At 68.1% G+C, this 26,362-nt stretch carries 25 protein-coding genes, 1 tRNA gene and 2 pseudogenes; 21 read left to right on the top strand and 7 right to left on the bottom strand.

The genetic code is table 11. From position 1 onward, the window contains the following. Window position 1: 1 nt before the first annotated feature. The 4 genes and pseudogenes from Q8S30_RS07400 (at window position 2) to Q8S30_RS07385 (ending at window position 5,317) form a co-directional block, all read left to right on the top strand. Entirely contained in the window at window positions 2-442 is a 441-nt protein-coding gene (locus tag Q8S30_RS07400; RefSeq protein ID WP_305665371.1) for a TrgA family protein, read from the top strand. Window positions 443-450: 8 nt separating this feature from the next. Then, window positions 451-1,593 (top strand): NUDIX domain-containing protein, encoded by a 1,143-nt coding sequence (locus Q8S30_RS07395; RefSeq protein WP_305665370.1) that lies wholly within the window; start codon window positions 451-453, stop codon window positions 1,591-1,593. Between the two features lie 275 nt (window positions 1,594-1,868). After that, window positions 1,869-2,900, top strand: a pseudogene (locus tag Q8S30_RS07390) (cysteine synthase A). Continuing rightward, a complete protein-coding gene (locus Q8S30_RS07385; protein WP_305665369.1) occupies window positions 2,897-5,317 on the top strand; it encodes a DUF3772 domain-containing protein in 2,421 nt (806 codons plus the stop codon). Before Q8S30_RS07390 ends, Q8S30_RS07385 begins: the two are co-directional and overlap by 4 nt. Before the next feature lie 9 nt (window positions 5,318-5,326). Here the strand turns inward: Q8S30_RS07385 and Q8S30_RS07380 are convergent, their stop codons facing one another. Continuing rightward, window positions 5,327-5,800, bottom strand: coding sequence for an Rrf2 family transcriptional regulator (locus Q8S30_RS07380; RefSeq protein ID WP_305665368.1), 474 nt, complete (start codon window positions 5,798-5,800; stop codon window positions 5,327-5,329). A 130-nt stretch (window positions 5,801-5,930) separates the two neighbouring features. Here Q8S30_RS07380 and Q8S30_RS07375 point away from each other — a divergent pair, with 130 nt between their 5' ends. The 5 genes from Q8S30_RS07375 to cydX all read left to right on the top strand — a co-directional run bounded on the left by Q8S30_RS07375 (window position 5,931) and on the right by cydX (window position 12,256). Next, on the top strand, window positions 5,931-7,589 hold the full coding sequence (locus Q8S30_RS07375; protein ID WP_305665367.1) for an ABC transporter ATP-binding protein/permease: 1,659 nt from the start codon (window positions 5,931-5,933) through the stop codon (window positions 7,587-7,589). Next, window positions 7,586-9,223, top strand: coding sequence for an amino acid ABC transporter ATP-binding/permease protein (locus Q8S30_RS07370; RefSeq protein WP_305665366.1), 1,638 nt, complete (start codon window positions 7,586-7,588; stop codon window positions 9,221-9,223). The genes Q8S30_RS07375 and Q8S30_RS07370 overlap by 4 nt, the downstream gene beginning before the upstream one ends. A 122-nt stretch (window positions 9,224-9,345) precedes the next feature. Beyond that, window positions 9,346-10,956 (top strand): cytochrome ubiquinol oxidase subunit I, encoded by a 1,611-nt coding sequence (locus Q8S30_RS07365; RefSeq protein ID WP_305665365.1) that lies wholly within the window; start codon window positions 9,346-9,348, stop codon window positions 10,954-10,956. Window positions 10,957-10,960: 4 nt separating this feature from the next. Then, the gene (gene cydB, locus Q8S30_RS07360; RefSeq protein ID WP_305665364.1) at window positions 10,961-12,124 is read left to right on the top strand and encodes a cytochrome d ubiquinol oxidase subunit II; all 1,164 of its coding nucleotides are present in this window, start codon (window positions 10,961-10,963) and stop codon (window positions 12,122-12,124) included. Window positions 12,125-12,145: 21 nt separating this feature from the next. After that, window positions 12,146-12,256, top strand: a complete 111-nt coding sequence (gene cydX, locus Q8S30_RS07355; protein WP_305665363.1) for a cytochrome bd-I oxidase subunit CydX — start codon at window positions 12,146-12,148, stop codon at window positions 12,254-12,256. A gap of 138 nt (window positions 12,257-12,394) precedes the next feature. Here the strand turns inward: cydX and Q8S30_RS07350 are convergent, their stop codons facing one another. The 3 genes from Q8S30_RS07350 to Q8S30_RS07340 form a co-directional block, all read right to left on the bottom strand. After that, complete coding sequence (locus tag Q8S30_RS07350) at window positions 12,395-12,685, bottom strand: HigA family addiction module antitoxin (protein ID WP_305665362.1); 291 nt, start codon at window positions 12,683-12,685, stop codon at window positions 12,395-12,397. 12 nt (window positions 12,686-12,697) lie between these two features. After that, a complete protein-coding gene (locus Q8S30_RS07345) occupies window positions 12,698-12,979 on the bottom strand; it encodes a type II toxin-antitoxin system RelE/ParE family toxin (protein WP_305665361.1) in 282 nt (93 codons plus the stop codon). Window positions 12,980-13,187: 208 nt separating this feature from the next. Continuing rightward, a tRNA-Ser gene (locus Q8S30_RS07340) sits at window positions 13,188-13,277 on the bottom strand. A gap of 335 nt (window positions 13,278-13,612) precedes the next feature. Here Q8S30_RS07340 and Q8S30_RS07335 point away from each other — a divergent pair. From Q8S30_RS07335 to Q8S30_RS07300, 8 genes and pseudogenes are all read left to right on the top strand, one after another. Continuing rightward, on the top strand, window positions 13,613-14,506 hold the full coding sequence (locus Q8S30_RS07335; protein ID WP_305665360.1) for a DUF2059 domain-containing protein: 894 nt from the start codon (window positions 13,613-13,615) through the stop codon (window positions 14,504-14,506). Between the two features lie 231 nt (window positions 14,507-14,737). Further along, window positions 14,738-15,184, top strand: a pseudogene (gene rplU / locus Q8S30_RS07330) (50S ribosomal protein L21); the annotation flags it as partial. A gap of 15 nt (window positions 15,185-15,199) precedes the next feature. After that, a complete protein-coding gene (gene rpmA / locus Q8S30_RS07325; protein WP_161348016.1) occupies window positions 15,200-15,469 on the top strand; it encodes a 50S ribosomal protein L27 in 270 nt (89 codons plus the stop codon). Window positions 15,470-15,554: 85 nt separating this feature from the next. Then, window positions 15,555-15,749, top strand: a complete 195-nt coding sequence (locus Q8S30_RS07320; RefSeq protein ID WP_305665359.1) for a hypothetical protein — start codon at window positions 15,555-15,557, stop codon at window positions 15,747-15,749. After that, window positions 15,746-16,315 carry a GNAT family N-acetyltransferase gene (locus Q8S30_RS07315; protein ID WP_305665358.1) on the top strand — a complete coding sequence of 190 codons (570 nt, stop codon included), beginning with the start codon at window positions 15,746-15,748 and terminating at the stop codon, window positions 16,313-16,315. The genes Q8S30_RS07320 and Q8S30_RS07315 overlap by 4 nt, the downstream gene beginning before the upstream one ends. Window positions 16,316-16,571: 256 nt before the next feature. Continuing rightward, window positions 16,572-17,597, top strand: a complete 1,026-nt coding sequence (gene obgE / locus Q8S30_RS07310) for a GTPase ObgE (RefSeq protein ID WP_305665357.1) — start codon at window positions 16,572-16,574, stop codon at window positions 17,595-17,597. Next, window positions 17,594-18,721, top strand: a complete 1,128-nt coding sequence (gene proB / locus Q8S30_RS07305) for a glutamate 5-kinase (protein WP_305665689.1) — start codon at window positions 17,594-17,596, stop codon at window positions 18,719-18,721. Before obgE ends, proB begins: the two co-directional genes overlap by 4 nt. Window positions 18,722-18,788: 67 nt before the next feature. Continuing rightward, a complete protein-coding gene (locus tag Q8S30_RS07300) occupies window positions 18,789-20,045 on the top strand; it encodes a glutamate-5-semialdehyde dehydrogenase (RefSeq protein WP_305665356.1) in 1,257 nt (418 codons plus the stop codon). Between the two features lie 9 nt (window positions 20,046-20,054). On the opposite strand, the gene Q8S30_RS07295 is transcribed toward Q8S30_RS07300, so the two are convergent. After that, entirely contained in the window at window positions 20,055-20,654 is a 600-nt protein-coding gene (locus tag Q8S30_RS07295) for a histidine phosphotransferase family protein (RefSeq protein WP_305665355.1), read from the bottom strand. A gap of 34 nt (window positions 20,655-20,688) precedes the next feature. On the opposite strand from Q8S30_RS07295, the gene Q8S30_RS07290 reads away from it, so the two are divergent. From Q8S30_RS07290 to Q8S30_RS07280, 3 genes are all read left to right on the top strand, one after another. Beyond that, window positions 20,689-20,865, top strand: coding sequence for a DUF3553 domain-containing protein (locus tag Q8S30_RS07290; RefSeq protein WP_305665354.1), 177 nt, complete (start codon window positions 20,689-20,691; stop codon window positions 20,863-20,865). A 172-nt stretch (window positions 20,866-21,037) separates the two neighbouring features. Further along, window positions 21,038-21,838 carry a GNAT family N-acetyltransferase gene (locus Q8S30_RS07285; RefSeq protein WP_305665353.1) on the top strand — a complete coding sequence of 267 codons (801 nt, stop codon included), beginning with the start codon at window positions 21,038-21,040 and terminating at the stop codon, window positions 21,836-21,838. An 8-nt stretch (window positions 21,839-21,846) separates the two neighbouring features. Continuing rightward, window positions 21,847-22,674, top strand: coding sequence for a 1-acyl-sn-glycerol-3-phosphate acyltransferase (locus tag Q8S30_RS07280; protein ID WP_305665352.1), 828 nt, complete (start codon window positions 21,847-21,849; stop codon window positions 22,672-22,674). Here Q8S30_RS07280 and rocF read toward each other — a convergent pair. Next, window positions 22,665-23,594 (bottom strand): arginase, encoded by a 930-nt coding sequence (gene rocF / locus Q8S30_RS07275; protein ID WP_305665351.1) that lies wholly within the window; start codon window positions 23,592-23,594, stop codon window positions 22,665-22,667. The genes Q8S30_RS07280 and rocF overlap by 10 nt on opposite strands. A gap of 220 nt (window positions 23,595-23,814) precedes the next feature. Next, window positions 23,815-24,384, bottom strand: a complete 570-nt coding sequence (locus Q8S30_RS07270) for a DUF882 domain-containing protein (protein ID WP_305665350.1) — start codon at window positions 24,382-24,384, stop codon at window positions 23,815-23,817. 303 nt (window positions 24,385-24,687) lie between these two features. Here Q8S30_RS07270 and Q8S30_RS07265 point away from each other — a divergent pair, with 303 nt between their 5' ends. Beyond that, the gene (locus tag Q8S30_RS07265) at window positions 24,688-26,319 is read left to right on the top strand and encodes a murein L,D-transpeptidase (RefSeq protein WP_371135463.1); all 1,632 of its coding nucleotides are present in this window, start codon (window positions 24,688-24,690) and stop codon (window positions 26,317-26,319) included. Window positions 26,320-26,362 lie beyond the last annotated feature (43 nt).

Genomic DNA, 26,362 nt, shown 5'->3' with positions numbered 1-26,362 from the left:
CATGCCCACCGCTGCCAAGCTCATCGCCGCGATTGCCCTTGCTGCGCTGGGGGTGTTCGGGTCCTGGGCGGTGACGCCGCATCTGCCCGAGGGCACGCCTCCAGGTTATCTGTGGGCGATCGCGGGCGGGGCCGGGCTGCTGACCGGCTGGCGGGTGCTGGGGCCCGAGGCGCACAAGCCGTTTTTGGCGGTGGTGTCGGCCGGGCTGCGGGCGACGGTGATCATGGTGTTGATCGTGTTGCTGATCGTGTCCTTCATCGAGATGATCCAGCGCTCACTTCAGAAGCTTTACGACGGGCCGGTGCACGCTTTGCAGAGCATGTTCGGGCTGATGCTCGACAATGCCATGCTGCTGTTGCATCCCGATGTCGCCGGCCTGTTACTGGTCGGCGGGATGCTGGCCGGGGGGCTGGCACACTGGGCCGCCCGCAGCTGGAGATAGCAAGACCGATGACCGCGATGTTCTTCTACGGCACCCTGTGCCATGCGCCTTTGCGCGCCGCCGTGCTGGGGCGCGATCTGTCTGTGAGCCCTGCCACGCTGGCGGATCATGCGGTGCGGGTGGCGGAAGGCGAGGACTTTCCGATGCTGTTGGCGGCGCCCGGGGCCTCGGTGCAGGGTGTGCTGGCCGAGGGGCTGACGGAGAGTGACCGGGCGCGACTGGCGTTTTACGAAGGCGGTTTCGCTTTTGTGACGCGCGAGGTGATGGTTGAGGCCGGCGGGCAGGTCCCCGCCGCGGTGTTCTGGCCCGAGGAGGGGCGCTGGCAGGATGGCGGACCTTGGGACTTTGCCGCCTGGTTGGACCGCTGGGGCGATACGGTGACCGAAGCGGCGGGCGATTTCATGGCGCTCTATGGCCAGGCCGACTCCGCCGCGGTCCTGGCGCGCTATCCGCAGATGCTGGTGCGCGGCGGCGCGCGGGTGCGGGCACGGCAGAGCAAACCGACCTTGCAGCGCCGCACCGCCGGCCCCGGCGATGTGCAGGTGACCGCGTTCCGCCAGCCCTATGCGCATTTCTTCTCGGTCGAGGAGCATGACATTTCATGGCGGCGCTTCGATGGCGAGATGACAGAGCCGGTGACGCGCGCCACCTTCGTGTCGGCCGATGCCGTGGTGGTGCTGCCCTATGACCCGGTGCGCGACCGGGTGCTGGTAATCGAGCAGTTCCGCATGGGCCCCTTCGTGCGCGGCGATGCGCAGCCTTGGCTGCTGGAGCCGGTGGCGGGCCGCATTGACGGCGGCGAGACACCGGAAAGCTGTGCGCTGCGCGAGACCGAGGAAGAGGCGGGGCTGACCCTGCGGGGGCTGGTCGCGGGGCCAAGCTGCTATGCCTCGCCGGGGGCGAAGACCGAATACCTCTACACCTTCGTCGGCCTTGCCGACCTGCCCGACGGGACTGGTGGCATTGCCGGGCTGGATATCGAGACCGAGGATATCCGCGGCCATGTGATGCAATTCGATCAGCTGATCGAGCTGATCGACAGCGGCGAGGTGGATCTGGCGCCGCTGATCGTGCTGGCCTACTGGCTCGACCGCCAACGCCCGCACCTGCGGGCGGAAGCGGCGGCAGAGGCGCTGCGGGCGGCGGAGTAGCGGCCCTTCCCATTTGCCCTGAATCAAGGCGCCTTGGCGCCGCCTGGAGCGCCCGTCCGCCCCCCGGGCGGGCGCTCCCACCCGTTCCACGCAGAACGACGGTGGAGGTAAGCCGCACCATAAAGCGCCTGGAACTGGCGTTGCTCGCCCGCCCGGCGGACGAGCGCCGCCCTCTGTCCGTGTAACACCTGCTCCCCTCTCACAAAGCCACTACCGGGCTTGAGACCCGGGCAGCCCCGGCATAGAAAGGGCGGCACGAACACGGAGGCTTTGTCATGCGCATCTGTTCCGATCTGGCCGCGACGGTCGGTCACACCCCGCTGATCCGCCTGAAGAAGGCCAGCGAGATCACCGGCTGCGAGATCCTTGGCAAGGCCGAGTTCATGAATCCCGGCCAGTCGGTCAAGGACCGCGCGGCGCTGTTCATCATCCGCGATGCGGTGGCCCGCGGCCTGCTGCAGCCGGGCGGCACCATCGTCGAGGGCACGGCCGGGAATACCGGCATCGGGCTGGCGCTGGTCGGCGCAAGCATGGGGTTTCGTACCGTGATCGTGATCCCGGAAACGCAGAGCCAGGAAAAGAAGGACATGCTGCGCCTTGCGGGCGCCGAACTGGTGCAGGTGCCTGCTGCGCCCTATTCCAACCCCAACAACTAGGTCCGCTATTCCGGCCGCCTCGCCGAGGCGCTGGCCAGGACCGAGCCGCGTGGCGCGATCTGGGCCAACCAGTTCGACAACGTCGCGAACCGGCAGGCGCATGTGGAAACGACGGGCCCCGAGATCTGGGACCAGACCGGCGGCCGCGTCGATGGCTTCATCTGCGCCGTCGGCTCTGGCGGCACGCTTGCCGGCGTCGCGATGGCGCTGCAGCCCAAGGGCGTGAAGATCGCGCTGGCCGATCCCGAGGGTGCGGCGCTGCACAGCTTCTACACGACGGGCGAGCTGAAATCCGAAGGCTCGTCGATCACCGAGGGCATCGGGCAGGGCCGGATCACCGCCAACCTCGAAGGCCTGACCCCGGACATGAGCTTCCGCATCCCCGATGCCGAGGCGCTGCCGGTGGTGTTCGACCTTCTCTGGGAGGAAGGGCTATGCCTTGGCGGCTCGTCGGGCATCAACATTGCCGGCGCGATGCGGATGGCGCAGGAAATGGGGCCGGGCCATACCATCGTCACCATTCTGTGCGACTACGGCACCCGCTATCAGTCCAAGCTGTTCAACCCCGAATTCCTGAAGGCCAAGGGCCTGCCGGTGCCGCATTGGCTCGACCGCGGGCCGGCCGATCTGCCCGAGGTGTACGAGGGGTGAGCTTGCAGATGCCGGTGCGGATGCTTGGCCGCCTGAAGACCCTTGCGCTGGCCGTTATGCTGGCGCTGGCTCTACCCGTTCTGCCCGGGATCGCGCCCGGCGCTGCCTTTGCGCAGACCACCGAGGCGCCGGATTATGCCGCTTGGGACTCCGTCGCCAAACGCGCCGAAGAGGCGGTGGCGGCCGGGCGCGCCTCGGACCGGGCCATTGAGGATCTGCGCGCCGAGATCGTCGTCTGGCGCGACCGCTTCCTTGCGGCGCAAAGCGGCGATGACTTGCGGCTTGAAACCCTGCGCAGCCAGATGGAAGCCTTGGGCGCCCCGCCGGCCGAGGGGGAAACCGAGGCCGCCGACATCGCCGCCCGCCGCGCCGAGCTGTCCAGCCAGATGGCCCAGATCCAGGCGCCTCGCATCGCAGCGGTCGAGGCCCATAGCCGCGCCGATGGCATCGTGCGCGAGATCGACCAGCTGCTGCGCGAGCGCCAGACTGCGGCGCTGCTGACGACCGCGCCTGCGCCGCTGAACCCGGCGAACTGGCCGGCGGCGGTCTCGGGCGCCAGTGCGGCCTTTGCCAAGATCGGCAGCGATCTGTCCGTCGCCTGGGCCAGCGAGCGCAACCGCGCCACGCTGACCGGCAACCTGCCGGTGATCGGGCTCTACCTTGTCGCCGCCGGGCTTTTGCTGTGGCGGGGCGGCGGCTGGATCGCCTGGCTGACGCGCCGCCTGCGCCGGTCGGATCGTCCGCGCTCGCGACGTCTGGCCGAGGGCGCGGTGTCTTTCGGGCAGATCCTGCTGCCGGTCGCGGGCACGGTGCTGATCTCGCTGGCGCTGGATGCGACGGGGATGCTCGAGGCGGGCGGCGGCGCCGGGATTGCCGCGCTGCCGGTGCTGACCGCGCCGCTGTTCATCGCGCGCTGGCTGGGGGGATGGCTGTTCCCCGCCGTGCCGGTCGCGCCAGAGGTAGCGGCGCCGCTTGTTGCCCCCGCAAAACATGCCGAGGCTCGGGTGCATGTGACGGTTTTGGGGCTGCTGGTCGCGTTGGAGATGTGGCGGCGGGTGCTGCTGGCCGATGCCGCGCCGCCGACGCAGGCAGCGGTGTCGTTCTTGCTGCAGGCGGCGGCGGGCGCCTCGCTCTTCCGGCTGGGGCGATTGCTGATGGCCCATGCTCGGGCCGAGGCCGCCGAGCCCGAGGCCCGCGGCACCCGGGCGCAAGTGATCGGGCTGGTGGGCGGGCTGACGGCGGCGGTGGCGATCATCGGGCCGATCCTTGGCGGCGTCGGCTATGTCGAGGTGGGCAATGCCCTGACCTGGTCCACCACGCTGTCGCTGGCACTGCTGGGGCTCGTGCTGCTGCTGCAGCGGGGTGCGACCGACATCTACGGCCTCGTCACCGGCGATGAGCGGGCCGAGGATGCGCTGGTGCCGGTGCTGGCGGGCTTTGGCCTGCTGCTGGGTGCGGTGCCGCTGCTGGCGCTGATCTGGGGCGCGCGGCTGACCGATCTGGGCGAGGCCTGGACGCGGGTGCAGACCGGGTTCGACATGGGCGGCATCCGCCTGTCACCCGCGGTGTTCCTGACCTTCGGCATCGTCTTCGCGCTCGGCTATATGGCGACGCGGATGGTGCAGGGCGCCATGCGCAGCACGATCCTGCCCAAGACCAAGCTCGACAAGGGCGGGCAGACGGCCATCGTCTCGGGCCTTGGCTATGTGGGCGTGTTCCTGGCCGCGATCATCGCGATCACCGCGGCGGGGATTGACCTCTCCTCGCTTGCCATCGTCGCGGGGGCGCTGTCGGTCGGCATCGGCTTTGGCCTGCAGACCATCGTGCAGAACTTCGTCTCGGGCATCATCTTGCTGATCGAGCGGCCGATTTCCGAGGGCGACTGGATCGAGGTTGGCGGCCGGCAGGGCATCGTGCGCGCGATTTCCGTGCGCGCGACGCGGATCGAGACCTTCGACCGCACCGACGTGATCGTGCCCAATGCCGACCTGATCGCCAACCCGGTCACCAACTGGACCCGGTTCAACATGTCGGGCCGGATCATCGTGCCGGTGGGTGTGGCCTATGGCTCTGACACGCGGCAGGTGGAGCGGGTGCTGAAAGAGATCGTGACAGCGCACCCGCTGGTCATGCTGACGCCGGCGCCCTTTGTGCTGTTCACCGGCTTCGGCGCCAGTTCGATGGATTTCGAGATCCGCGCCGTGCTGTCCGACATCAATTTCGGGCTGACGGTGAAATCGGACATGAACCACGCGATCGCCGAGCGCTTCGCTGCCGAGGGGATCGAGATCCCCTTCCCGCAGCGCGACCTTTGGCTGCGCAGCCCGGTCACCATGGAAGCTGACGGGCAGGCGAAGGACGCCGCGCAGGCAGAAGGCGATGCGCCCGGGAAGGCCGCGTCGGCCATCCCGGGCTGAGGATCCGCCTCAGGCGGTCGCCCCTTGCGGGCAGTCGCGGCGCAGGACGTCCGGCACTTCCAGCAAGGTGATCAGCCCGCAATTGCCCTTCACAAGATCGGCCAGCGTGACCATGTCCAGCTCGTGATAGAAAGCCTCTAACGCGCGCGAGACGAAACTGCGCAACCGGCAGACCGATGACAGTGGGCAGGTGTTCGTCTCGGGATCGAAGCATTCGGCAAAGGGCAGGCCGGCCTCGAACAGCCGGAACACCGCACCGATCGAGATCTGCCCCGGGGCGCGGGCCAGCCGCAAGCCGCCGCTGCGCCCGCGCAGGGTTTCGATGAAGCCGCCCGCCTGCAGCGCATTGACGATCTGCAGAAGGTGGTTGAGCGAGGCGTTGCACGTCGCCGCGATCTCCGAGGTGCGCAGCGTGCGGCCCTCATTCGCCGCGCAGGCCATCAGCACCCGGGTTGCAAGGTTGGTCTTGGTGGTCAGGCGCATGAAAGTCTTGTCCTCCGTGCCAGTTAAGCAGGGCGTAGTCGCGGCGGAGCGTTCTGTATTTGATCCAGATCACATCTGTGGTGGCGAATACCCTCTAACTGACATCTGACGCATCAGTTTGAGAGAGACCTTGGCCCAGACCCGCCCCCAGCCAGCCGCCTTCCTTGTGGCCCCAGACCTTCTGGCGCCCGGCCGCGTCTTGCAGCGCCGCGCGGCCACCCTGTCGGTGCTGGCCGCCCTGCTCTGGCCGCTGCAGGCCGCGGTCGTCGCCTGGGCCCTCGGCGCGCTGCTGACCGGCGCCGAGGCCTCGCCGCTGCTGGCTGCGCTGGTTTTCGCTGGCCTGGGGCTGCTGCGCGCCGGGCTGGGGCTGCTGGCGGAAGCCAGCGCGCAGGCGGCTGCAGAGGTGGTTATTGCAGACGCACGGGCGCGCATCGTGGCGGCCGAGGCGCGGCGTGCGGCGGAGGGCCGCTTTGGCGGGGCAGGGGCCATCGCCGCGCTGGCCGGCGAGAAGCTGGAGCTGCTGGCGCCGTATCTCACCCGCTACGCCCCCGCCTCGGCGCGGGTGAGGGTGGTGCCCTTGGTGATCCTTGCGCTGGCCTTCTGGCACTCCTGGGCGGTGGGCGTAGTGCTGCTGGTCTCGGGCCCGCTGATCCCGCTGTTCATGGCGCTGATCGGGATGGCCGCCAAAGAGGCCAGCGCAAGGCAGATGGCCGAGATCGGCACGCTGAACGATTTTCTGGTGGAGCGGCTTTCGGCGCTGGTGGACATTCGCCTGCTGGGCGCAGGCGGTGCGGTGCAGGCGGGGTTCGCCGCGCAGGCTGGCGACCTGCGCGCCCGCACAATGGCTGTGCTGCGGGTGGCCTTCCTGTCCTCGACGGTGCTGGAGCTGTTCGCGGCCATCGGCGTGGCGATGGTGGCGGTCTATGTGGGGTTCTCGCTGCTCGGCGCGCTTGGCTTCGGGGCCTGGGGCGGGGCGGTCAGCCCGCAGGCCGGGATCTTCCTGCTGCTGCTGGCGCCGGAGTTCTACCAGCCGCTGCGCGATCTCTCGGCCGCCTGGCATGACAAGGCCGCCGCCACCGCGGTGATCGAGGAGATCGAGACCTGGGGCGCCGATCCGGGCCCGCAACTCCGGGGCTCAGGCGGGGCTGCCGCGCGGCTTGCCGGCCCGGCGAGCATTGCGCTCTTGGGATGCCAGACCCCCGCGGGCGTGGCGCTGCCCGACATCCGCATCGCACCGGGTGAGCGGGTGGCGCTGGTGGGGGCCAGCGGCGCCGGCAAGACAAGCGCCCTGCGCCTGATGGCGGGGCTGGAGCTGCCGGCGGCGGGGCAGGTGGTCGTGGCGGGGCAGGGGCTGACGGGTGACAACGCGGATGGCTGGCGGGCAAGGCTCGGCTGGATGCCGCAGGCGCCGCATTTCCTGTCTGGCAGCCTGCGGCAGAACCTGACCCTGGGGCGCGTGGGCGATCTGCAGGCCGCGCTGGCGACGGCGGCGGTGGGCGAGGTGGTGGCGGCAATGCCGCAGGGCCTTGCCACGCGCCTCGGCGAAACCGGTGGTGGCCTTTCGGGCGGCGAGGCGCGGCGGATCACGCTGGCGCGGGCGGTCTACGGCGCGCCGGACCTGATCCTGGCCGATGAGCCGACGGCGGATCTGGATGCGGCCACCGCGCGGATCGTGACCGAGGGGCTGCTGGCGCAGGCGGCGCGGGGGGCGACGCTGATCGTGGCGACGCATGACCGGCAGCTTGCGGCGCGGATGGACAGGGTCATCGAGCTTGGGGGTGCGCCATGACCGCGCTTTGGACCGTGTTCGCGATGATCCTGCGCGACCAGCGCAGCGCGCTGCTGCGCGGTGCGGCGCTGAGCCTCGTGGTGCTGGTGATGGGCGTGGCCCTGCTCGGCCTCTCGGGCTGGTTCATCACCGCCGCCGCGGCGGCCGGGCTGGCGGGCATGGGCGCTGTGTTCGACGTGTTCCGCCCCTCGGCAATGGTGCGCTTTCTGGCGCTTGGCCGGGCCGCGGCGCGCTATGGCGAGCGGGTGCTGACCCATGACGCCACCCTGCGCGCGCTGGAAAGCCTGCGGCTGCGGGTGCTGGCGGCGCATCTGGCCGCGCCCCATGCAGCGATGATCCGCATCCGCGGTGCGCAGGCGCTGAACCGGCTGACCGCGGATATCGACGCGCTGGACGGGGTGCCGCTGCGGCTGGTGCTGCCGCTGATCGCCGGGGCGCTGGCGCAGGTGCTGGCGCTGGCGGCGCTGTGGCTGCTGGTGGCGCCCGGCGTCGCGCTTTGGGTGGTCGGTGGCTATGTCCTTGGCGCCGCGGTGATCTTCGGGCGGATCGCGGCGGTCTCGGTGCCGCTGTCGCGCCGGGCCGAGACGGCGGCGCAGGCCTTCCGCAGCCGACTGATCGACCTGATCCGCGCCCGGCGCGACCTTGCGGTCTATGGCCGCCTGCAGGCGCAGGCCGGGGTGGCGATGGAGGCGGAGGCCCGGCGGTTTGTCCTGCGCCGCCGGCTCGACCGGGCCGAGCGCTGGACCGGGGCGGCGCTGGCCGCGCTGGCCACCGTGGTTGCCGCCGGAGCGCTCGGGCTCGGCATGACGCTGGTGCAGGCGGGGCGGATAGAGCCTGGCTTCGCCGCGCTTGGCTTCTTCGCGGCGCTGGCGCTGGCGGAAACGCTGATGCCGCTGCGCCGCGCGGCGGCCGATCTGGGCCGCATGGCCGATGCCGCCCGCCGGGTGGCGCGCGATCTGGCGCCGCAGGCGGTGCCGCCAGCGGGGGAGGTGCCGCAGGGCACGGCGCTGTGCATCACCGATGTGACCCTGCACCGCCCCGGTACCACCGCGCCGATTCTGTCGGGCCTGTCGCTGACCGTCGCGGCGGGTGAGACGCTGGCGATCACCGGCGCCAGCGGGTCGGGCAAATCGACGCTGCTGCTGGCGGTGGCGGGCCTGCATCCGGTGGCGGCGGGCCAGATCACCCTTGGCGGGCTGGCGGTGAGGGATTGGCCCGAGGCTCCCCTGCGCGGCGTGCTGACACTGCTGCCCCAACGCAGCGCGTTGATGGCTGGCACGGTGGCAGAAACGCTGCGCATTGCCGCGGAGGCCGATGACGCGCGGCTGTGGCAGGTGCTGGCGGCGGTGCAGATGGACGGCGTGATCCGCGCCAAAGGCGGCCTGTCGGCCCGGATCGGCCCGCGCGGCGAGGGGGTTTCGGGCGGCGAGGCGAGGCGGCTGGCGCTGGCACGCGCCCTGCTGCGCCGCCCGAAACTCCTGCTGCTGGACGAGCCGACCGAGGGGCTGGACGATGCCACCGCGGCGCTGGTGCTGCGCGGGATCCGGGCCGAGCTGCCCGAGGTCGCCATCGTGATCGCCGCCCACCGGCAGGTCGAGACTGCCGCTGCGGATCGGGTGCTGGCGCTGCGATAACTCTCATCCCTGATACCAGTTATTGATCTGTATCAAGGCCGCCGCCGCCGGGCCGCTCCACATATGCCGGTGTTGGAATATATTTCGGGAGCGGCTAACTCCCGATAACTGGAGCCACACATATGGAATTCGGGATCGTCGAGCTGTCACGGCTGCAATTTGCCATGACCGCCATGTATCACTTCCTCTTCGTGCCGCTGACGCTGGGTCTGTCGATTATCCTGGCGATCATGGAAACCGTCTATGTCATGACCAACCGCCCGATCTGGCGGCAGATGACCAAGTTCTGGGGCACGCTGTTCGGGATCAACTTTGTGCTGGGGGTCGCGACCGGCATCACCATGGAGTTCCAGTTCGGCATGAACTGGAGCTACTACAGCCACTATGTCGGCGACATCTTCGGCGCGCCGCTGGCGATCGAGGGGCTGATGGCCTTCTTCCTCGAGGCCACCTTCGTCGGCCTGTTCTTCTTCGGCTGGGACAAGCTGAGCAAACAGGCGCACCTGATCGTCACCTGGCTGGTCGCCATCGGCTCCAACTTCTCGGCGCTGTGGATCCTGATCGCCAATGGCTGGATGCAGAACCCGGTCGGGGCCGAGTTCAACCCGCAGACCATGCGGATGGAGATGACGAACTTCTTCGAGGTGCTGTTCAACGAGGTCGCGCAGGCCAAGTTCGTGCACACCGTGTCGGCCGGCTATGTCACCGCCTCGGTCTTCGTGATCGGCGTCTCGGCCTGGTATCTGCTGAAGGGCCGGCATATCGAGCTGTCGCGCCGCTCGATCACCGTGGCGGCGGCCTTCGGTCTCGCCTCGGCCTTCTCGGTGGTGCTGCTGGGGGACGAGTCGGGCTATTCCGCCACCCACAGCCAGAAGATGAAGCTCGCCGCGATGGAAGGCATGTGGCACACCGAACCCGCGCCGGCCTCGTTCACCCTGTTCGGCCTGCCGAACCAGGACGCGCGCGAGACGAAATATGCGCTGCACATCCCCGGCGTGATGGGGCTGATCGGCACCCGCTCGCTGACGACGGAAATCCCCGGCATCACCGAGCTTGTGGCCACGGCAGAGGACCGCATCCGCTCGGGGATCATCGCCTATGATGCTCTGATCCATATCCGCGAGGCGCGCGATGCCGCCGACCCGGCGGTGATGGCAACCTTCGAAGAGCATTCCGCCGACCTGGGCTTTGCCTTCCTGCTGCGCAAATATGTCGATGACCCGCGCATGGCGACCGAGGAACAGATCGTCGCCGCCTCGAACGATACGGTGCCGAAGGTCTGGCCGCTGTTCTGGGCCTTCCGCCTGATGGTGGCGCTTGGCTTCGGCTTCATCGGCACCATGACCTATTTCTTCTGGCGCGCCTCGTTCCGGCAGATGCAGTTCCCGCGCTGGTCGCTGCGTCTGGCGGTGGCGATGATCCCGGCCCCCTGGATCGCCGCCGAACTGGGATGGTTCGTCGCCGAATTCGGCCGCCAGCCCTGGACGGTGGACGGCATCCTGCCCACCGCCATGTCGGTTTCGGCGCTGTCGATGACCGAGGTGTCGATCACGCTGGCCGGGTTCGTGCTGTTCTACACCGTGCTCTTCATCATCGAGATGGGGCTGATGCTGAAATACATCCGCAAGGGCCCGTTCCAGGACGTCGAGGAAACCGAAGCCTGGGTCAAACGTCACCAGAACCGGCTGGCCGGTCGGCGCAATGCCGACGCCATCGCCACGCCGGCGGAGTAATATCATGATCTTGCATGATCTTCTAAGCTATGAGCTGCTGCGCATGATCTGGTGGGGCCTGCTTGGCGTGCTGCTGATCGGCTTTGCGCTGACCGACGGGTTCGACATGGGGGTGGGCGCGCTGCTGCCCTTCGTCGGGCGCAGCGATGTCGAACGCCGGATCGCCATCAACACCGTCGGCCCGGTCTGGGAGGGCAACCAGGTGTGGTTCATCCTCGGCGGCGGCGCGATCTTCGCCGCCTGGCCGCCGCTCTATGCGGTCAGCTTCTCGGGCTTCTACCTTGCGATGTTCGTGATCCTCGCGGCCTTCATCGTGCGGCCCGTGGCGTTCAAATACCGCTCCAAGCGCGACTATCCGCGCTGGCGGGCGACATGGGACTGGGCGCTGTTCGCCAGCGGGACCATCCCTGCGCTGCTGTTCGGCGTCGCGGTCGGCAATGTGATCCAGGGCGTGCCCTTCCACTTCACCGATGACCTGCGCACCATCTATGAAGGGGCGTGGTACATGAAGTTCATCGGCCTTCTGGACCCGTTCTCGCTGCTGGCGGGGGCGGTGTCGCTGGCGATGCTGGTGATGCATGGCGCCGCCTGGCTGACCCTGAAGGCGGAAGGCCCGGTGCAGACCCGCGCCCGCGCCATCGGTTCTGTCGCGGCGCTGCTGGCGGTGGCGGCCTATGCGCTGGCCGGGGTCTGGCTGGCCTACGGGGTCGAGGGCTTCCGCATCGCGGGCGACTATGCCACCGGCGGCCCCTCCAACCCGCTGCATTTTCAGGTGGAGCGGACGGCCAGCTGGCTGACCGCCTATGCCGAGCGCCCGTGGATCGTGGTGGCCCCGGCGATGGGCATCCTCGGCGGGTTGCTGACCTTCCTCGGCCTGCGGGCGGGGCGCGAGGTCTCGACGCTGCTGTTCTCGAAGATGGCGATCCTGGGCGTGATCTCCTCGGTCGGGCTGACGATGTTCCCGTTCATCATGCCCTCCTCGTCAGACCCGCAATCCTCGCTGACGGTGTGGAACAGCTCGTCCTCGCACCTGACGCTGTTCGTCATGCTGATCTGCACGGCGATCTTCATGCCGCTGATCCTGATCTACACCGCCTGGGTCTACAGGGTGCTGTGGGGCAAGGTCACCGAGGCCGACGTCACCGATAACGCCCATTCCGTCTACTGACCTACACAAAGGACTGACATCATGTGGTATTTCGCCTGGCTCCTCGGCCTTCCCCTCGCCGCCGGCTTCGCCGCCCTCAACGCGATGTGGCTGGAGATGAAGGAAGACCAAGAGATCATCGCCGGGGAATAACCCCCGCGCGACCCCGGATCCCGCGCCCCAGCAGGCGCGGGCCAGAGACCACCCCGGGGCCGCGTCCCGCTCCGGGGTGGTTTTGTATTGGGGGATGCTTATCTTGCCGCCCCAGCTCATGAAGCATGAGCCCTGAGCCTAGGCTGCGTGCATCGGCTCAATTGTGGACACGTCGACATGTTCGCGCGCTTTTGCCAGATCATAGGCGCGTTGCAGGTTCATCCAGAATTCAGCCGTGTTCCCGAACAGCGCGGAGAGGCGCAGCGCTGTATCGGCGGACAGTGCGGTTTCCCCCTTCACGAGCCGTTCAATCCGGGTGCGCGGAACATCCAGCCGCTTCGCCAGCGCGCCTGCGCTCATGCCGAGCGGCTGCAAGAACAGTTCGTCAAGCACTTCGCCGGGGTGCGACGGATTGGTAAGCGTGATCATCGGCATTCCCCTTTAATGGTAGTCCAAAATTTCGACATCTGCCGGGCCGGTTTCCGTCCATACGAAGCAGATACGCCATTGCTGGTTGATGCGGACGGAATGCTGCCCCGCCCGATCCCCTTTCAGTTCCTCCAAGTGGTTCCCCGGAGGAAACCGCAGGTCTTCAAGCACGGTGGCCGCATGAAGCGTCGACAGCATCGCACGGGTGCGCTTGACTAGATCGGGCGGGAATCCCTTTCCGTAGCGGTCATTGATGGCGTCGCCGGCGAACTTGCCCTTGGTGCTTACAATCATGGTCAGTATGTATCATGGCGTGATACAAAAGTCAACTCTGCGGCGTTCTCTGCGGCTGATGCCCCTGCTCCGGCTGGCGGTGGATCATGTCCCCGGGGCGTGGCGAACCGTAGCCCGATGCAGTCTTTTCAGGTGTAGATGCAGGTATGCAAGCCACCCAATGTCGCTCACTTCAACTCATTGAGTTCAATAAATCTCATTGGGGAAATGGCGGAGAGACAGGGATTCGAACCCTGGGTGGGCTCTCACCCACAACGGTTTTCGAGACCGCCGCATTCGACCACTCTGCCACCTCTCCGCGTCACAGGGTCTTCGTGGAGCGGGGATTTAGCGGTCTCGGGCGCGGTCCGCAACAGGATTTTGCGGATGGGCGCCGAAATTCGTGGCGGGGTGCGCAAGGGTGCCTTGGCCGTACGGGGCAGGGCGCAGGTTGGGCTGCGGGGGCCGGGACTGGCGGAGGGAAGTCATCACAACCCCGAGCGCCCCCGCCATCTCCGCTCACGACCCATCCCCCCTCACGACACTGTTCCCCGGCGTGCGCGGGCCATGGGGGCAGGGCGGCTTGCATTCCGGGCTGCGGCGGATACCACTGGCAGCATAACCCCGGACCCGCCCCGGAAGGACCCCATGCCGATGCACCACGCCCTCCATCCCCTGCGCCGCGCCGCGACGCCTGTCCTGCTTGTGGCCAGCCTCGCGCTGGCCGGGCTCGCCCCCGCCTTCGCGCAAGAGCCGCCGGCCCCTGCGCAAAATGGTGCGCCTGCGCAATCTGCCGAGGCCGCGCAGCTGACCGAGATCCTGCAGCTGCCGGTGCTGCTGGAGATTATGCAAGACGAGGGCGTGGCGTATGGCGAGGATCTGCAGGCGGACATGTTCCCGGGGCAGGGCGGCGCCGAGTGGACGCGCACGGTCGAGCAGATCTATGCCCCGGACCGGCTGATGCCGGTCTTCACCGAGGTCTTTGCCGCCGAACTGGAAGGCACCGAAACTGCCGCAATGTGGGCCTTCTTCGAAGAGGGCACCGGCGCCCGCGCGGTCGAGCTGGAGATCGCCGCCCGCCGCGCGCTGCTGGACCCCGGGGTCGAGGAGGCGGCGGACCAGCAGCTGGAGGAGATGCTGGCAACCGAGTCTCCGCGTCTGCTGGCGATCGAGGAGTTTGCCGAGGCGGGCGACCTGATCGAGGCGAACGTGCTTGGCGGGCTCAACGCCAACCTCGCCTTCTACCGAGGCATGATCGACGGCGGCGGCCTGCCGCAGGAAACCAGCGAGGCGCAGCTCCTGGCCGATGTCTGGTCGCAGGAAGACGCGATCCGGACCGAGACCCGCGACTGGCTCTACGCCTACCTCGCGCTCGCCTATGACCCGATGAGCGATGACGAGCTGCAGGCCTATACCGACTTCTCTGCAGGCGCGGCGGGCAAGGCGCTGAACCGCGCGCTGTTTGCCGGCTTCGACGCAGTCTTTGCGCAGGTCTCCTACGAGCTTGGCCTCGGCGCTGCGCGCTACCTCGCGGGGCAGGATATCTGACCCATAATCAGGCCCGGACAGACCCGTCCTGCGCTTGACTTTGCCAGACCGATCATGGATAAGCCCGCATCCCGGCAGGCCCTGATGGACCGGCCCGGGCGTGAATTGACGATACCACCTTACGAAATGACGCCCCGCAAGGGGGCGCGCTGTCCGAAGGCGGCGGGGCTTCCCCGCCATGAACTCCCGGAACCGGGGGCCGCAGGACGCGGATGACATGAAGGAATACCCATGTTCGCGGTCCTCAAGACCGGCGGCAAGCAGTACAAGGTTCAGGCGGGCGATGTGCTCCGCGTGGAACGGCTTGCGGCCAATGCTGGCGATAAAGTCCAGTTCAACGACATCCTGATGCTGGGTGGCGATACGCTGACCCTCGGCCTGCCCTTCGTGGCCGGTGCCGCCGTGCAGGCCGATGTGATCGACGAGATCAAGGCCGACAAGGTCATCACCTTCCACAAGCGCCGCCGCAAGCACTCCTCGCAGCGGACCCGTGGCCACCGCCAGACGCTGACGCTGCTGCGCGTCACCAACATCCTCGCCGATGGCGCCGATGCCTCGGGCGTGATGGCTGCTGTCGGTGCGCGCACCAAGGTGCCGGCTGCCGATGTCGCCGAAGCCCCCGCCGCGGCCGAAGCCGCCCCCGCCAAACCGAAGCGCGCCAAAAAAGCCGCTGAAGCACAGGAGTAATCCCCCATGGCACACAAGAAAGCAGGCGGCTCATCGCGCAACGGTCGCGATTCCGCAGGGCGTCGCCTCGGCGTGAAACTCTTCGGCGGTCAGGCTGCGATCCCCGGCATGATCATCGCCCGTCAGCGCGGCACCACCTGGTGGCCGGGCGAGGGCGTGGGCATGGGCCGCGATCACACGCTGTTTGCCGTGGTCGAGGGTCATGTGACGTTCAAGAAGGGCCTCAAGGGGCGCACCTTCATCTCGGTCCTTCCGGCTGCGAAGGCGGCCGAGTAAGCCGAACCTTTACAATCTCAGGTGTAAAGGGGGATCGGCCGGCAGGGCCGGTCCCCCTTCTTCGTTTCAGGAAAGGCCCAATGTCATGGGCATGATTGCAGAGACTTTCACCCGTGTCGCGCTTGGCCAGACCCTCGCGCCGCATGTCCCGGTGCAGGACCGTCCCGTGCGCCGCGCGCCGCGCCCGCAGCTGCGCCTCGCCGCCCCGATGCAGGGCGGCCCCTTCGCGCTTGGCGTCGTGCAGGGCCTCGTCGGCCTGTTGCGCGGACCGCAGCCATGACCGCCGCGCCGCTGGACACCCGCCCGCAACAGACCGCCCCGCAGGTGATCCCGGCGGAGCGCTTCGTGCTGCGCCCGCTGCGGAGGTCCGATGCCGGCCTCATCTCGATGTACACCGCCGACCGCCGGGTTGCCGAAGGCACCCGCGCGATCCCGCATCCGCTGCCCCCCGGCGCGACAGAGGCGTTCATTGCCCGCGTCACCGGCACCCCGGCAGCGGGCGCGGTGCATGAGGATGTCTGGGCGCTTGACGGCTCGGCCCATGGCCTTGCCGAAGTGCTAGGTCTGGTCTCGCTGACGCATATGGAGCGGGACCAGTCCGAGGTCGGCTTCTGGGTCGCGCCCGCCTTCTGGAACACCGGCTTCGCGTCAGAGGCCGTCGCGGCCCTCGTCGCGGCCAACCCGCACCGCTCGCGCACCCTCTTCGCCGAGGTGTTCCAGGATGCCCCGGTCTCTGCGCGCGTCCTGTCCAATTGCGGCTTCGCCTATCTGGGGGATGCCGAAAGCTGGTCCGTCGCCCGCGGCGCAAGGGTGCCGACCTGGACCTATCTGCGCAAGATGGGCTGACCGAAGAAGGGGGGCTTTGCGCCCCCCACGCCCTTCGGGCTCCCCCCGCAGGATATTTGGAAAAAAGCAGATGCGGCAGCAGCGCCCCTCTGCTCTGCTTTTTTGCAAATATCCTCGGGGGGTGAATTGGCGCGGCACGCGCCAAGATGGGGGCAGACGGCCCCCCTTTCCCCCCTCTCACCCCCCCGCAACGCTTGATCCCCGCGCGCAACGGGTCTATCGCCTGTTCCCGACCTTACCTGAAAGCTGACCCGCCATGAAATTCCTCGACCTCGCCAAAGTCTATATCCGCTCGGGCGGCGGCGGCGCGGGCTGCGTCAGCTTCCGGCGCGAGAAGTTCATCGAATTCGGCGGCCCCGATGGCGGCGATGGCGGCCGCGGCGGCTCTGTCTGGGTCGAGGCGGTGGAGGGGCTGAACACCCTGATCGACTTCCGCTATCAGCAGCATTTCTTCGCCACATCGGGCCAGCCCGGCATGGGCAGCCAGATGACCGGCAAGGATGGCAGCGACAAGATCATCAAGGTTCCGGTCGGCACCGAGATCCTCGACGAAGATGAGGAAACGGTCATCGCCGACCTCACCGAGGTCGGCCAGCGCGTGCAGCTGGCCCGGGGGGGCAATGGCGGCTTTGGCAACCTGCATTTCAAATCCTCGACCAACCGCGCCCCGAGCCGCGCCAATCCGGGGCAGGAGGGGGTGGAGCGGACGATCTGGCTGCGCCTGAAGCTGATCGCCGATGCCGGTCTGCTGGGGCTGCCCAATGCCGGCAAGTCCACCTTCCTTGCCGCCACCTCGAATGCCCGGCCCAAGATCGCCGACTATCCCTTCACCACGCTGGTGCCCAACCTTGGCGTCGTCGGCATCGACGGCAAGGAAATTGTCGTCGCCGACATCCCCGGCCTGATCGCCGGCGCCTCCGAAGGGCGCGGGCTTGGCGACCGCTTCCTCGGGCATGTGGAGCGCTGTGCGGTGCTGCTGCATCTGGTGGATGGCACCTCCTCGACCATCTCCAAGGATTACAAGACCATCATCGGCGAGCTGGAAGCCTATGCCGAGGAACTGGCCGACAAGCCGCGCATCACCGCGCTGAACAAGATCGATGCTCTGGACAAGAAGACCCTCGCCGACCGCCGCCGCAGCCTCGAAAAGGCCTCGGGCGGCGAGGTGTTCCTGATCTCGGGCGTCACCGGCGCCGGCCTTCCGGAGGTGCTGCGCGCGCTTTATGCCGAGATTACCCGCGCCCGGGCGGTCCCCGAGGAGGAAGCGCCTTGGCAACCCTGACGCAAAGCGCGTCCCTGACCGCGCCCACCCTTGCCAGCGCTAAGCGGATCGTCGTCAAGATCGGCTCGGCGCTGCTGGTGGACCGTGCGGCGGGGCTGAAGACCGAATGGCTGCAGGCGCTGGCGGAAGACGTGGCGATGCTGCGCGCGCGCGGCACCGATGTGATCCTCGTCTCCTCCGGCTCCATCGCGCTTGGTCGCCGCGTGCTCGGCCTCCCCTTCGCCGCCCTGCCGCTGGAGCAGAGCCAGGCCGCCGCCGCCGTCGGCCAGATCCGCCTCGCCCGCGCGTACGAAGAGGTGCTGGCTCCGCACGGGGTGATGACCGCGCAGGTTCTGGTGACGCTGGAAGATACCGAGGATCGCCGCCGCTACCTCAATTCCCGCGCCACCTTGCAGACGCTTCTGGGCTTTGGCGTCGTGCCGATTGTCAACGAAAACGATACAGTCGCCACGGATGAGATCCGTTTTGGCGACAATGACCGGCTGGCGGCGCAGATCGCCGTCACCATCGGCGCCGATCAGCTGGTGCTGCTGTCGGATGTCGACGGCTTCTACTCCGCCAATCCGCAGGAAGACCCCACCGCCACCCGCTTCGACGTGATCGAGCATATCACGCCCGAGATCGAGGCGATGGCGGGCGAGCCGATCTCCGGCCTCTCCAAGGGCGGGATGAAGACCAAGCTGATGGCCGCGCGCACCGCTGTGCAGGGCGGCTGCGCCATGGCGATCATGGAAGGCTCCGTACCGCGGCCGCTGTCCGCATTGGCGGCGGGGGCGAATTGCACCTGGTTCCTGCCCGAGGGCGACCCGCAGGCCGCCCGCAAGCGCTGGATCGCGGCGATGAAGCCGCGGGGCGAGGTCCGCGTGGATGCCGGCGCCGTCGCCGCGCTGGCGCAGGGCAAGTCGCTGCTGCCCGCCGGTGTCGTCGCCGTCACCGGCAGCTTTGGCCGCGGCGAGCCGGTGGCGGTGCTGGCCCCCGATGGCGCGGTGCTGGCCAAGGGGCTGATCCGCTATACCGCCGCCGAGGCGCGGGCGATTGCCGGGCACCGGTCCGGCGAGATCGAGGCGATCCTCGGCTATCCGGGCCGGGCGGCGCTGATCCACCGCGACGACATGGTGTTGTAGGCGGCTTGTAACTGCCGTGCCGCAGGCACAAATTGGGTTTCTGCCAAGGGAGGGTCAGGTGAAGGACATGGACAGCATTGCCGCCACGATGGACGGGATCGGCCGCGCTGCCCGCGCCGCCGCTGTCGAGCTGGCAACGGCCTCGGCAGAGCGCAAACATGCCGCGCTGATCGGTGCCGCGCAGGAGGTCTGGGCCCGCCGCCAGCAGATCCTCGATGCCAATGCCGAGGATCTGGTCTTTGCCGACGAAAAGGGCCTCTCGCCCGCGATGATCGACCGGCTGGAACTGACGGAAAGCCGGATCCGCGGCATGGTCGACGGCTTGCGCTCGGTCGCCGAACAGCGCGACCCGGTGGGCGAGGTGATCGCCGACTGGACCATGCCCTCCGGCATCAACATCCGCCGCGTGCGCACGCCCATCGGCGTGATCGGCGTGATCTATGAAAGCCGCCCCAATGTCACCGCCGATGCCGGGGCGCTATGCCTCAAATCCGGCAATGCGGTGATCCTGCGCGGCGGGTCGGAGAGCTTCCATTCCAGCGCCGCCATCCATGCCTGTCTGGTGGAGGGGCTGCGTCAGGCCGGCCTGCCCGAGGCCGCGATCCAGCTGGTCCCCACCCGTGATCGCGCCGCGGTGACCGAAATGCTGCGCATGGTCCAGCATATCGACGTGATCGTGCCCCGCGGCGGCAAGGGCCTTGTCGGCCTCGTGCAGGCCGAGGCGCGGGTGCCGGTCTTCGCGCATCTCGAAGGCATCTGTCATGTCTATGCCGACAGGGACGCCGATCTCGAGAAAGCCCGCCGCGTGGTGCTGAACGCCAAGACCCGCCGCACCGGCGTCTGCGGCGCTGCCGAATGCCTGCTGATCGACTGGCAGTTCTACACGAAGCATGGCGCTGTGCTGATCGAGGATCTGCTGGCCGCCGGTGTCGAGGTGCGGGCCGAGGGCGAGCTGGCCAAGATCCCGGGCACGGTGAAGGCAGTGCCCGAGGATTTCGGCCGCGAGTTTCTCGACAAGATCATCGCGGTGAAACTGGTGGACGGGGTCGATGCCGCCATTGCCCATATCCGCCATTATGGCAGCCAGCATACCGAAGCGATCCTGACCGAGAATGACGCCGCCGCCGAGCGCTTCTTCCAGCGGCTCGATTCGGCGATCCTGATCCGCAATGCCTCCACCCAGTTCGCCGATGGCGGCGAGTTCGGCATGGGCGCGGAAATCGGCATTGCCACCGGCAAGCTGCATGCGCGCGGGCCGGTCGGGGCCGAACAGCTGACCAGTTTCAAATATCTGGTGGTTGGGGACGGCACCATTCGCGCATAGGCAGGGCGCCTAGAACCGCAGGCTGATCCCGGTCTCGCCCAGATCGGCCTGCACCTTGCGCGCCTGCCGGGCAGCCTCGACCGGCATCAGCGCAAAATGCACCTGCGCTGCACTCACCTCGGCCGGGTCGCCCAGACCTGCCAGGACCGCCCAAGGCGCCGCGTCCACCTTCACCCGCTGCGCCTCGGCCCGCAGCAGCCAGCCCGGGCCCTGCCGCTGCACCGTGACCCGCCCTCCCCAGGGTAGCGCGCTTTCCAGGCATTGCAGCCCCAGGAAGGCCAGCTTCACCTCGCGCCGCGCCTGATCGCCCTCGGGCTGCCAGTCGATCGCCAGCTTGCCGCCTCGCGTCATGTCGGCAATCACCGCCAGAATCTCGGGCCGGCCCAGCCGCTGATCGGGCGCCGCCGCGCCAAAGGCGATGCGGAAGAACCGGATCCGTGCCTTGGCACTGGCCACACTCTCCGCGATAAGCGCCATCTCAGGCCCCGCCGCCGTGCCCGACATCGCCAGCAGTTCTACCCCGTTGCCGATTGCCCCCAGCGGGCTGATAAGGTCATGGCAGATCCGCGAGCCAAGCAGCGCGGTCAGGTCGGGTCCGTCATGCGACATGGCGGTTTCCGGCAAACATGGAAGGACGGCCCCGATGAACGCGATCCTCGAACCCGGAATGCTGGTGCGCCATCCGGGCCAGCCGGACTGGGGGCTGGGGCAGGTTCAGTCGCGGATCGGCGACAAGATTACGGTGAATTTCGAACATGCCGGAAAAGTCGTCATCGACGGCGCGCGGGTCGACCTGCTTCTTATGCCTGATACTCAATGACTTACCCAAGGCTGAACGCTTTAACGCTAGCACAACCGGGCCGCGTGTCAACCAAGCCGGCCGCCGGCTGCGCGATGCGTCGCGGTTGCAAATCCATCGGCAGCCGCCTACAACCGCGCCACCTGCCCGGGGAGGGTCCACAGGACCGCCGGGCGCCGCAGAAGCAGGTGCCATGACGCCCGACCCGACGACGCCCGAAACTTCGCCCTTCGTGATCCGCCTGGCGATCGAGGAACGCGACCTTCTGGCCGCGCAGCGCCTGCGCTATGGCGTGTTTGTCGAAGAGCTTGGCGGCGATGGCCCGCTGGTCGATCACGTGGAGCGGCTCGAACGCGACGAGTTCGACCCGATCTATGACCATCTGGTCTTGATCGACACCCGCCGCGATTCCTCCGCGCTGGACCATGTCGTCGGCGTCTATCGCCTGCTGCCGGGCGAGCGCGCGGCAGAGTTCGGGCGCTTCTACTGTGACGGCGAATATGACCTGACCGCCCTGCGCGCCTCGAACCGCCGCCTGCTGGAGCTTGGCCGCTCCTGCGTGCATCGTGACTATCGCGGCGGCCCGGCGATGTTCCTGCTGTGGAACGGGCTCGCAGATTATGTGCTCGACCTCGGCATCGAGGTGCTGTTCGGCGTCGCCAGCTTCCACGGCACCGATATCGAGGCGCTGAAGCTGCCGCTCTCCTGGCTGCACCACCACCACCTCGCGCCCGAGGCGCTGCGGGTGCGGGCGCTGCCGGAACATGCGCAGCGCATGGACCTCGTTCCCGCCGACCAGCTGGACCGCAAGGCGGCGATGGTGGCGATGCCGGCCCTCATCAAAGCCTATCTGCGCCTTGGCGGGTTCGTCGGCGCCGATGCCTTCATCGACCGGCCGTTCAATACCACCGATGTCTGCCTGCTGATGGACACCACGGCGATGAGCGCAAAGCACAAGGGCTTCTACACCCGCAAGTTCGACGCGCGGGCCTGACCGCGCGCATGGTCACCTGGCGCGACGATGACACGCCGCCCGCGCCCCGCATCGGCGCGCTTGGCTGGCTGCTGGTCGCCCTGCGCGCCCCCCTGCTGGTGCTGCTCACCTATGGCGGCCTCATCCTCCTGCTGCTCCTGCGCATGCCAGAGCGGGCCTTCTGCGGCCTCGGCCGCCCGGTCACCCCCTACATCACCCAGGCCGTCTGCCGCGCCGCGCTGGCGATCCTCGGCATCCGCCTGACGGTCCGCGGCCAGCCGATGCGCGGCCAGGGCGGCATCGTCGCCAACCATTCCAGCTGGCTCGACATCTTCACCCTGAATGCCTGCGACCGGGTCTATTTCGTGTCCAAGGCTGAGGTGGCCGCCTGGCCCGGCATCGGCTGGCTTGCCCGCGCCACCGGCACCGTCTTCATCACCCGCGACCCGCGCGAGGCCAAGGACCAGCAAGCCCTGTTCGAGGCCCGCCTGCGCGCGGGCCACCGCCTGCTGTTCTTCCCCGAAGGCACCTCCACCGATGGCCGCCGGGTGCTGCCGTTCAAGCCCACGCTCTTCGCCGCCTTCTTCACCGAAGGGCTCAGCGCCATCCACATCCAGCCGGTCACGGTGATCTACCACGCGCCGAAGGGGCAAGACCCCCGCTTCCTCGGCTGGTGGGGCGACATGGCGTTCGGCCCGCATCTCCTCAAGCTGATGGCCAGCCCGCGCAGCGCCCGGGCGGAAGTGATCTTCCATCCGCCGCTCGCCGCCGCGGGCTTTGCAGGGCGCAAACAGCTCTGCGCCACCGCCGAAGCCGCGGTGCGCGCCCCCCTGACCGAAGCTATAGGTCAGCCGTAGCTGCGCGTCGGCCGGTCGAAGACCTTGCGCCCCATCAGGCTGGCGACCAGATCGACCATCAGCCGCGCCGTGCGCCCGCGCTCATCCAGAAACGGGTTCAGCTCCACCAGATCCAGCGAGGTCACAAGCCCGCTTTCATGCAGAAGCTCCATCACCAGATGCGCCTCGCGGAAGGTGGTGCCGCCCGGAACCGTGGTGCCCACCGCCGGCGCGATTGACGGATCGAGGAAATCCACGTCGAGGCTGACATGCAGCATCCCCTCCGCCGCATGGACCTCCTCCAGAAACGCCCGCAGCGGTGCGACGATGCCGTATTCGTCCAGCACCCGCATATCCTTGATGTCGATCTGGCCCTCCTGCAGCGCCGCGTGCTCCTCGGGGTCCACCGAGCGGATGCCATAAAGGCAGATATTCCCCGGCGGCAGCGGCGCGGGGAAAGGCGGGAAGCCCTCGAACCCCTCGCGCCCCGCGATATAGGCCACCGGCGTGCCATGCAGGTTGCCCGACCCGGTGGTCAGCGGCGTGTGGAAATCGGTATGCGCATCAAGCCACAACAGGAACAGCGGCCGCCCCGCGCCCTGCGCATGGGCGGCGACCCCGGCGACGGAGCCCAAGGACAGCGAGTGATCGCCGCCCAGAAAGATCGGAAACCCGCCCTCCGCCAGCGCCGCCCGGCCCGCGGCCGACAGCGCCTCGGTCCAGCCGACGGTTTCCGCCAGCGAATGCACCGCCGGATTCTCGCAACTCACCTCGCGCAGCACCGGCAGCGCCACATCGCCCCGGTCCTCGACCCCGTGGCCCAGATCGCCCAGCATCCGCGCCAGCCCCGCCACGCGGTAGGCCGCAGGCCCCATCAGACAGCCGGGGCGGCGCTGGCCCGAATCGACCGGCGCTCCGATCAGGTGGCAGATGCGTTTCATGGCGGTCCTTTCAGGGGTCAGTGTCGCAGGCCCCAACATGGCCGTGAAACGCGGGCTGGGTGCAACCGCTTTGTCCTGCGCCCATCTTCGTTTTGGTCCAAATATCCTCGGGGGGTGCGGGGGGCAGAAAGCCCCCCGCCGCCAGCCACAGGCGCCAGACATGAAAAAAGGCGCCGGGACAGGGCGCCTTTCTTACCGTTCTGTCAGGGCCGCTGAAACCTCAGCCGCCCCAGGTGCGGACCGGGCCGCAATCCATATGCACGAAGTTCGAGCGCGAGTATTTCCCGACCCCGCCGGCGCGGCAGGCGGCCGCGGCCTTGTACATCTGCGCCACCGAGCGCGAGGTCAGCCGCAGGTCCGCCGCCTGGCCCTTCATGTGCAGCGAGTTCTTCGCCACACCGCCGGAGCGCGAGCGCAGCATGTTGTTGGTCGCCGGCGATCGGTAGCCCGACAGCATCATGTAGGGCTCGCTCACCCCCATCAGCCGGTGCGAGGCTGCGGCGATATCCACGGTGCGCGCGTCGATCGACACCGTCTGATCATTGCGCCAGTCGCGCATGAAGTGGTTGATCTCGGCCAGCGCCTCGGGGATATAATCCCCGTCCAGCCAGTAGATCGTGTCAAGGCTCTCGCCGGTGCGGCCAGAATACATGCGGATCCGCCGCACATCGCCGGCGCCCCGCAGGAAGCCGAAGGCGTTGGAGTAGGTCGGCGCCGCCACAAGGGCCGTTGCCGCAAATACCCCGAGGATCCCGCGCCGCGAGACCCCAGCCGAAAGTGTCATAGTCATTTGTGCGCCTGTCCCGTCGCTTAGACCGCTTTTGCAGCGGCTTGATGCCATGTCATCCCCAGATGCAGGAGTTTTATGACATGGCCCGACTCGTGTGCCAACCGCGCAAATGCCGCAGAGCCGTTAACGGAAGGTTGATAGGCGAATTCCTGCTTAAATAATTTGCGCCATCGGCCGGCCACAGACCTGTTGCCCGAATGCGACAGCCTGTCCCTTGCCCTTGGAGTTGTGAGTGGACAGCCGCCCAACGCCACAGCAAGACTCATCCACAGAGCAAATTGCGCAACGGGATAAGGTCGGCAGATGCGGAATACCGGGCGGACACGGATCACGACACTCTCCAAAGGCGCGGGCGCGCTTCTGGCACTGATGGCTGCGCTGGCCTTCGCGCCGCACAGCGCGAGCGCCACCGCGGACACCGCCTTCAGCCCCTTCGCCCAGGGCGTGGCCGAAGCGGCAAGCACCGAGGCCGCCATCGCCGCCTTCTACCAGGGCCGCAACTATGCCCCGCTCTGGACCACCGCCGCCGATGCCCCGCGCCGGGCCGCGCTCTTTGCCGCGCTCGACCGCGCCCCGGCCCACGGCCTGCCGGCCGCGCGCTATGATGCCGCCGGCCTGCGCACCCAGATCGCCGCGATCCGCACCGAACGCGACCGGGCGCGCGCCGAGGTCGCCCTCAGCCGTGCCTTCCTCGCCTATGCGACCGACGTCTCCAGCGGCGCCACCGAACCGCGCAAGATCGACGCCGGCATCGTGCGCGAGGTCCTCCGCCCCGATCCCGCCGTCACCCTTGCCGCCTTCGCCAGTTCCGACCCCGCCGCCTTCGTTCGCACCCTGCCGCCCGCCGCGCCGGAATATGCGCAGCTGATGAAGGCCGGGCTCGACCTGCGCCGCGCCGCTGCCTCGGGCGCCTGGGGTGCCCCGGTGACCGCCGAAACCCTCAAGCCCGGCGCCAGCGGCGCCGCGGTCGTGCAACTGCGCGACCGGCTGGTGGCGATGGGCTATCTCGGCCGCTCTGCCACCCAGGACTTTGACAGCGTCGTGCAAAAGGCCGTGCAGGCCTTCCAGATCGACCACGGCCTCACCCCCGATGGCGTTGCCGGCGCCCTCACCATCGAGGAAATCAACCATAGCCCCGAAGACCGACTGAAATCGGTGATCGCCGCGATGGAACGGCTGCGCTGGATGAACGGCGTTGAGCTGGGAGAGCGGCATATCTGGGTCAACCTGCCGGACTTCACCGCCAAGATCGTCGATCACGGCAAGGTCACGTTCGAGACGGTCAGTGTTGTCGGCATGAACCAGAGCGACCGGCGCACGCCCGAGTTTTCCGACCAGATGGAATATATGGTCATCAACCCCACCTGGAACGTGCCGCGCAGCATCACGGTCAAGGAATACCTGCCGATGCTGCAAAAGAACCCCAATGCCGTGGGGCACCTGAACGTCGTCGACCGCTCGGGCCGGGTGGTGAACCGCGGCGCCGTGAACTTCGCCCAATACAGCGCCCGCACCTTCCCGTTTGACATGAAGCAGCCGCCGTCGAACTCGAACGCGCTTGGCCTTGTGAAGTTCATGTTCCCGAACCAATACAATATCTACCTGCATGACACGCCGTCGAAGTCGCTGTTCGAGAAAGAGATCCGCGCCTTCAGTCACGGCTGCATCCGGCTCGGCAAACCCTTCGACTTTGCCTATGCGCTGCTGGCGCGCCAGACAGATGACCCGGTGGGCGAGTTCAAGCGGCACCTGAACACCGGCGTCGAAACCGCCGTCTCGCTGGCGCAGCCGGTGCCGGTGCATCTGGTCTATTACACCGCCTGGCCCACGCCCAAGGGCCGTATCGAGTTCCGCCGCGACATCTATGGCCGTGACGCGGCGATTTTCGAGGCGCTTGAGGCCGCCGGGGTGGCGCTTGGGCTTGAGGAGGGCTAAGTCACTGCGGTAACAGGGCGGCACGCGGCCACCCGATGCCGGA

Source organism: Frigidibacter sp., from assembly GCF_030695035.1.
GTDB lineage: Bacteria > Pseudomonadota > Alphaproteobacteria > Rhodobacterales > Rhodobacteraceae > Frigidibacter.
Note: the sequence above shows the minus strand (reverse complement) of the source record. Positions and strands in the feature narration are given on the sequence as shown.

Coding starts and splice junctions, on each gene's coding strand:
- Q8S30_RS07320 (WP_305665359.1), top strand. CDS start 15,555: ATGGGCATGATTGCAGAGACTTTCACCCGTGTCGCGCTTGGCCAGACC.
- Q8S30_RS07280 (WP_305665352.1), top strand. CDS start 21,847: ATGGTCACCTGGCGCGACGATGACACGCCGCCCGCGCCCCGCATCGGC.
- Q8S30_RS07315 (WP_305665358.1), top strand. CDS start 15,746: ATGACCGCCGCGCCGCTGGACACCCGCCCGCAACAGACCGCCCCGCAG.
- rocF (WP_305665351.1), bottom strand. CDS start 23,594: ATGAAACGCATCTGCCACCTGATCGGAGCGCCGGTCGATTCGGGCCAG.
- Q8S30_RS07290 (WP_305665354.1), top strand. CDS start 20,689: ATGAACGCGATCCTCGAACCCGGAATGCTGGTGCGCCATCCGGGCCAG.
- cydX (WP_305665363.1), top strand. CDS start 12,146: ATGTGGTATTTCGCCTGGCTCCTCGGCCTTCCCCTCGCCGCCGGCTTC.
- cydB (WP_305665364.1), top strand. CDS start 10,961: ATGATCTTGCATGATCTTCTAAGCTATGAGCTGCTGCGCATGATCTGG.
- Q8S30_RS07395 (WP_305665370.1), top strand. CDS start 451: ATGACCGCGATGTTCTTCTACGGCACCCTGTGCCATGCGCCTTTGCGC.
- Q8S30_RS07335 (WP_305665360.1), top strand. CDS start 13,613: ATGCACCACGCCCTCCATCCCCTGCGCCGCGCCGCGACGCCTGTCCTG.
- Q8S30_RS07380 (WP_305665368.1), bottom strand. CDS start 5,800: ATGCGCCTGACCACCAAGACCAACCTTGCAACCCGGGTGCTGATGGCC.
- Q8S30_RS07400 (WP_305665371.1), top strand. CDS start 2: ATGCCCACCGCTGCCAAGCTCATCGCCGCGATTGCCCTTGCTGCGCTG.
- Q8S30_RS07365 (WP_305665365.1), top strand. CDS start 9,346: ATGGAATTCGGGATCGTCGAGCTGTCACGGCTGCAATTTGCCATGACC.
- Q8S30_RS07345 (WP_305665361.1), bottom strand. CDS start 12,979: ATGATTGTAAGCACCAAGGGCAAGTTCGCCGGCGACGCCATCAATGAC.
- Q8S30_RS07300 (WP_305665356.1), top strand. CDS start 18,789: ATGGACAGCATTGCCGCCACGATGGACGGGATCGGCCGCGCTGCCCGC.
- Q8S30_RS07350 (WP_305665362.1), bottom strand. CDS start 12,685: ATGATCACGCTTACCAATCCGTCGCACCCCGGCGAAGTGCTTGACGAA.
- Q8S30_RS07265 (WP_371135463.1), top strand. CDS start 24,688: ATGCGGAATACCGGGCGGACACGGATCACGACACTCTCCAAAGGCGCG.
- Q8S30_RS07295 (WP_305665355.1), bottom strand. CDS start 20,654: ATGTCGCATGACGGACCCGACCTGACCGCGCTGCTTGGCTCGCGGATC.
- Q8S30_RS07285 (WP_305665353.1), top strand. CDS start 21,038: ATGACGCCCGACCCGACGACGCCCGAAACTTCGCCCTTCGTGATCCGC.
- rpmA (WP_161348016.1), top strand. CDS start 15,200: ATGGCACACAAGAAAGCAGGCGGCTCATCGCGCAACGGTCGCGATTCC.
- obgE (WP_305665357.1), top strand. CDS start 16,572: ATGAAATTCCTCGACCTCGCCAAAGTCTATATCCGCTCGGGCGGCGGC.
- Q8S30_RS07270 (WP_305665350.1), bottom strand. CDS start 24,384: ATGACTATGACACTTTCGGCTGGGGTCTCGCGGCGCGGGATCCTCGGG.
- Q8S30_RS07370 (WP_305665366.1), top strand. CDS start 7,586: ATGACCGCGCTTTGGACCGTGTTCGCGATGATCCTGCGCGACCAGCGC.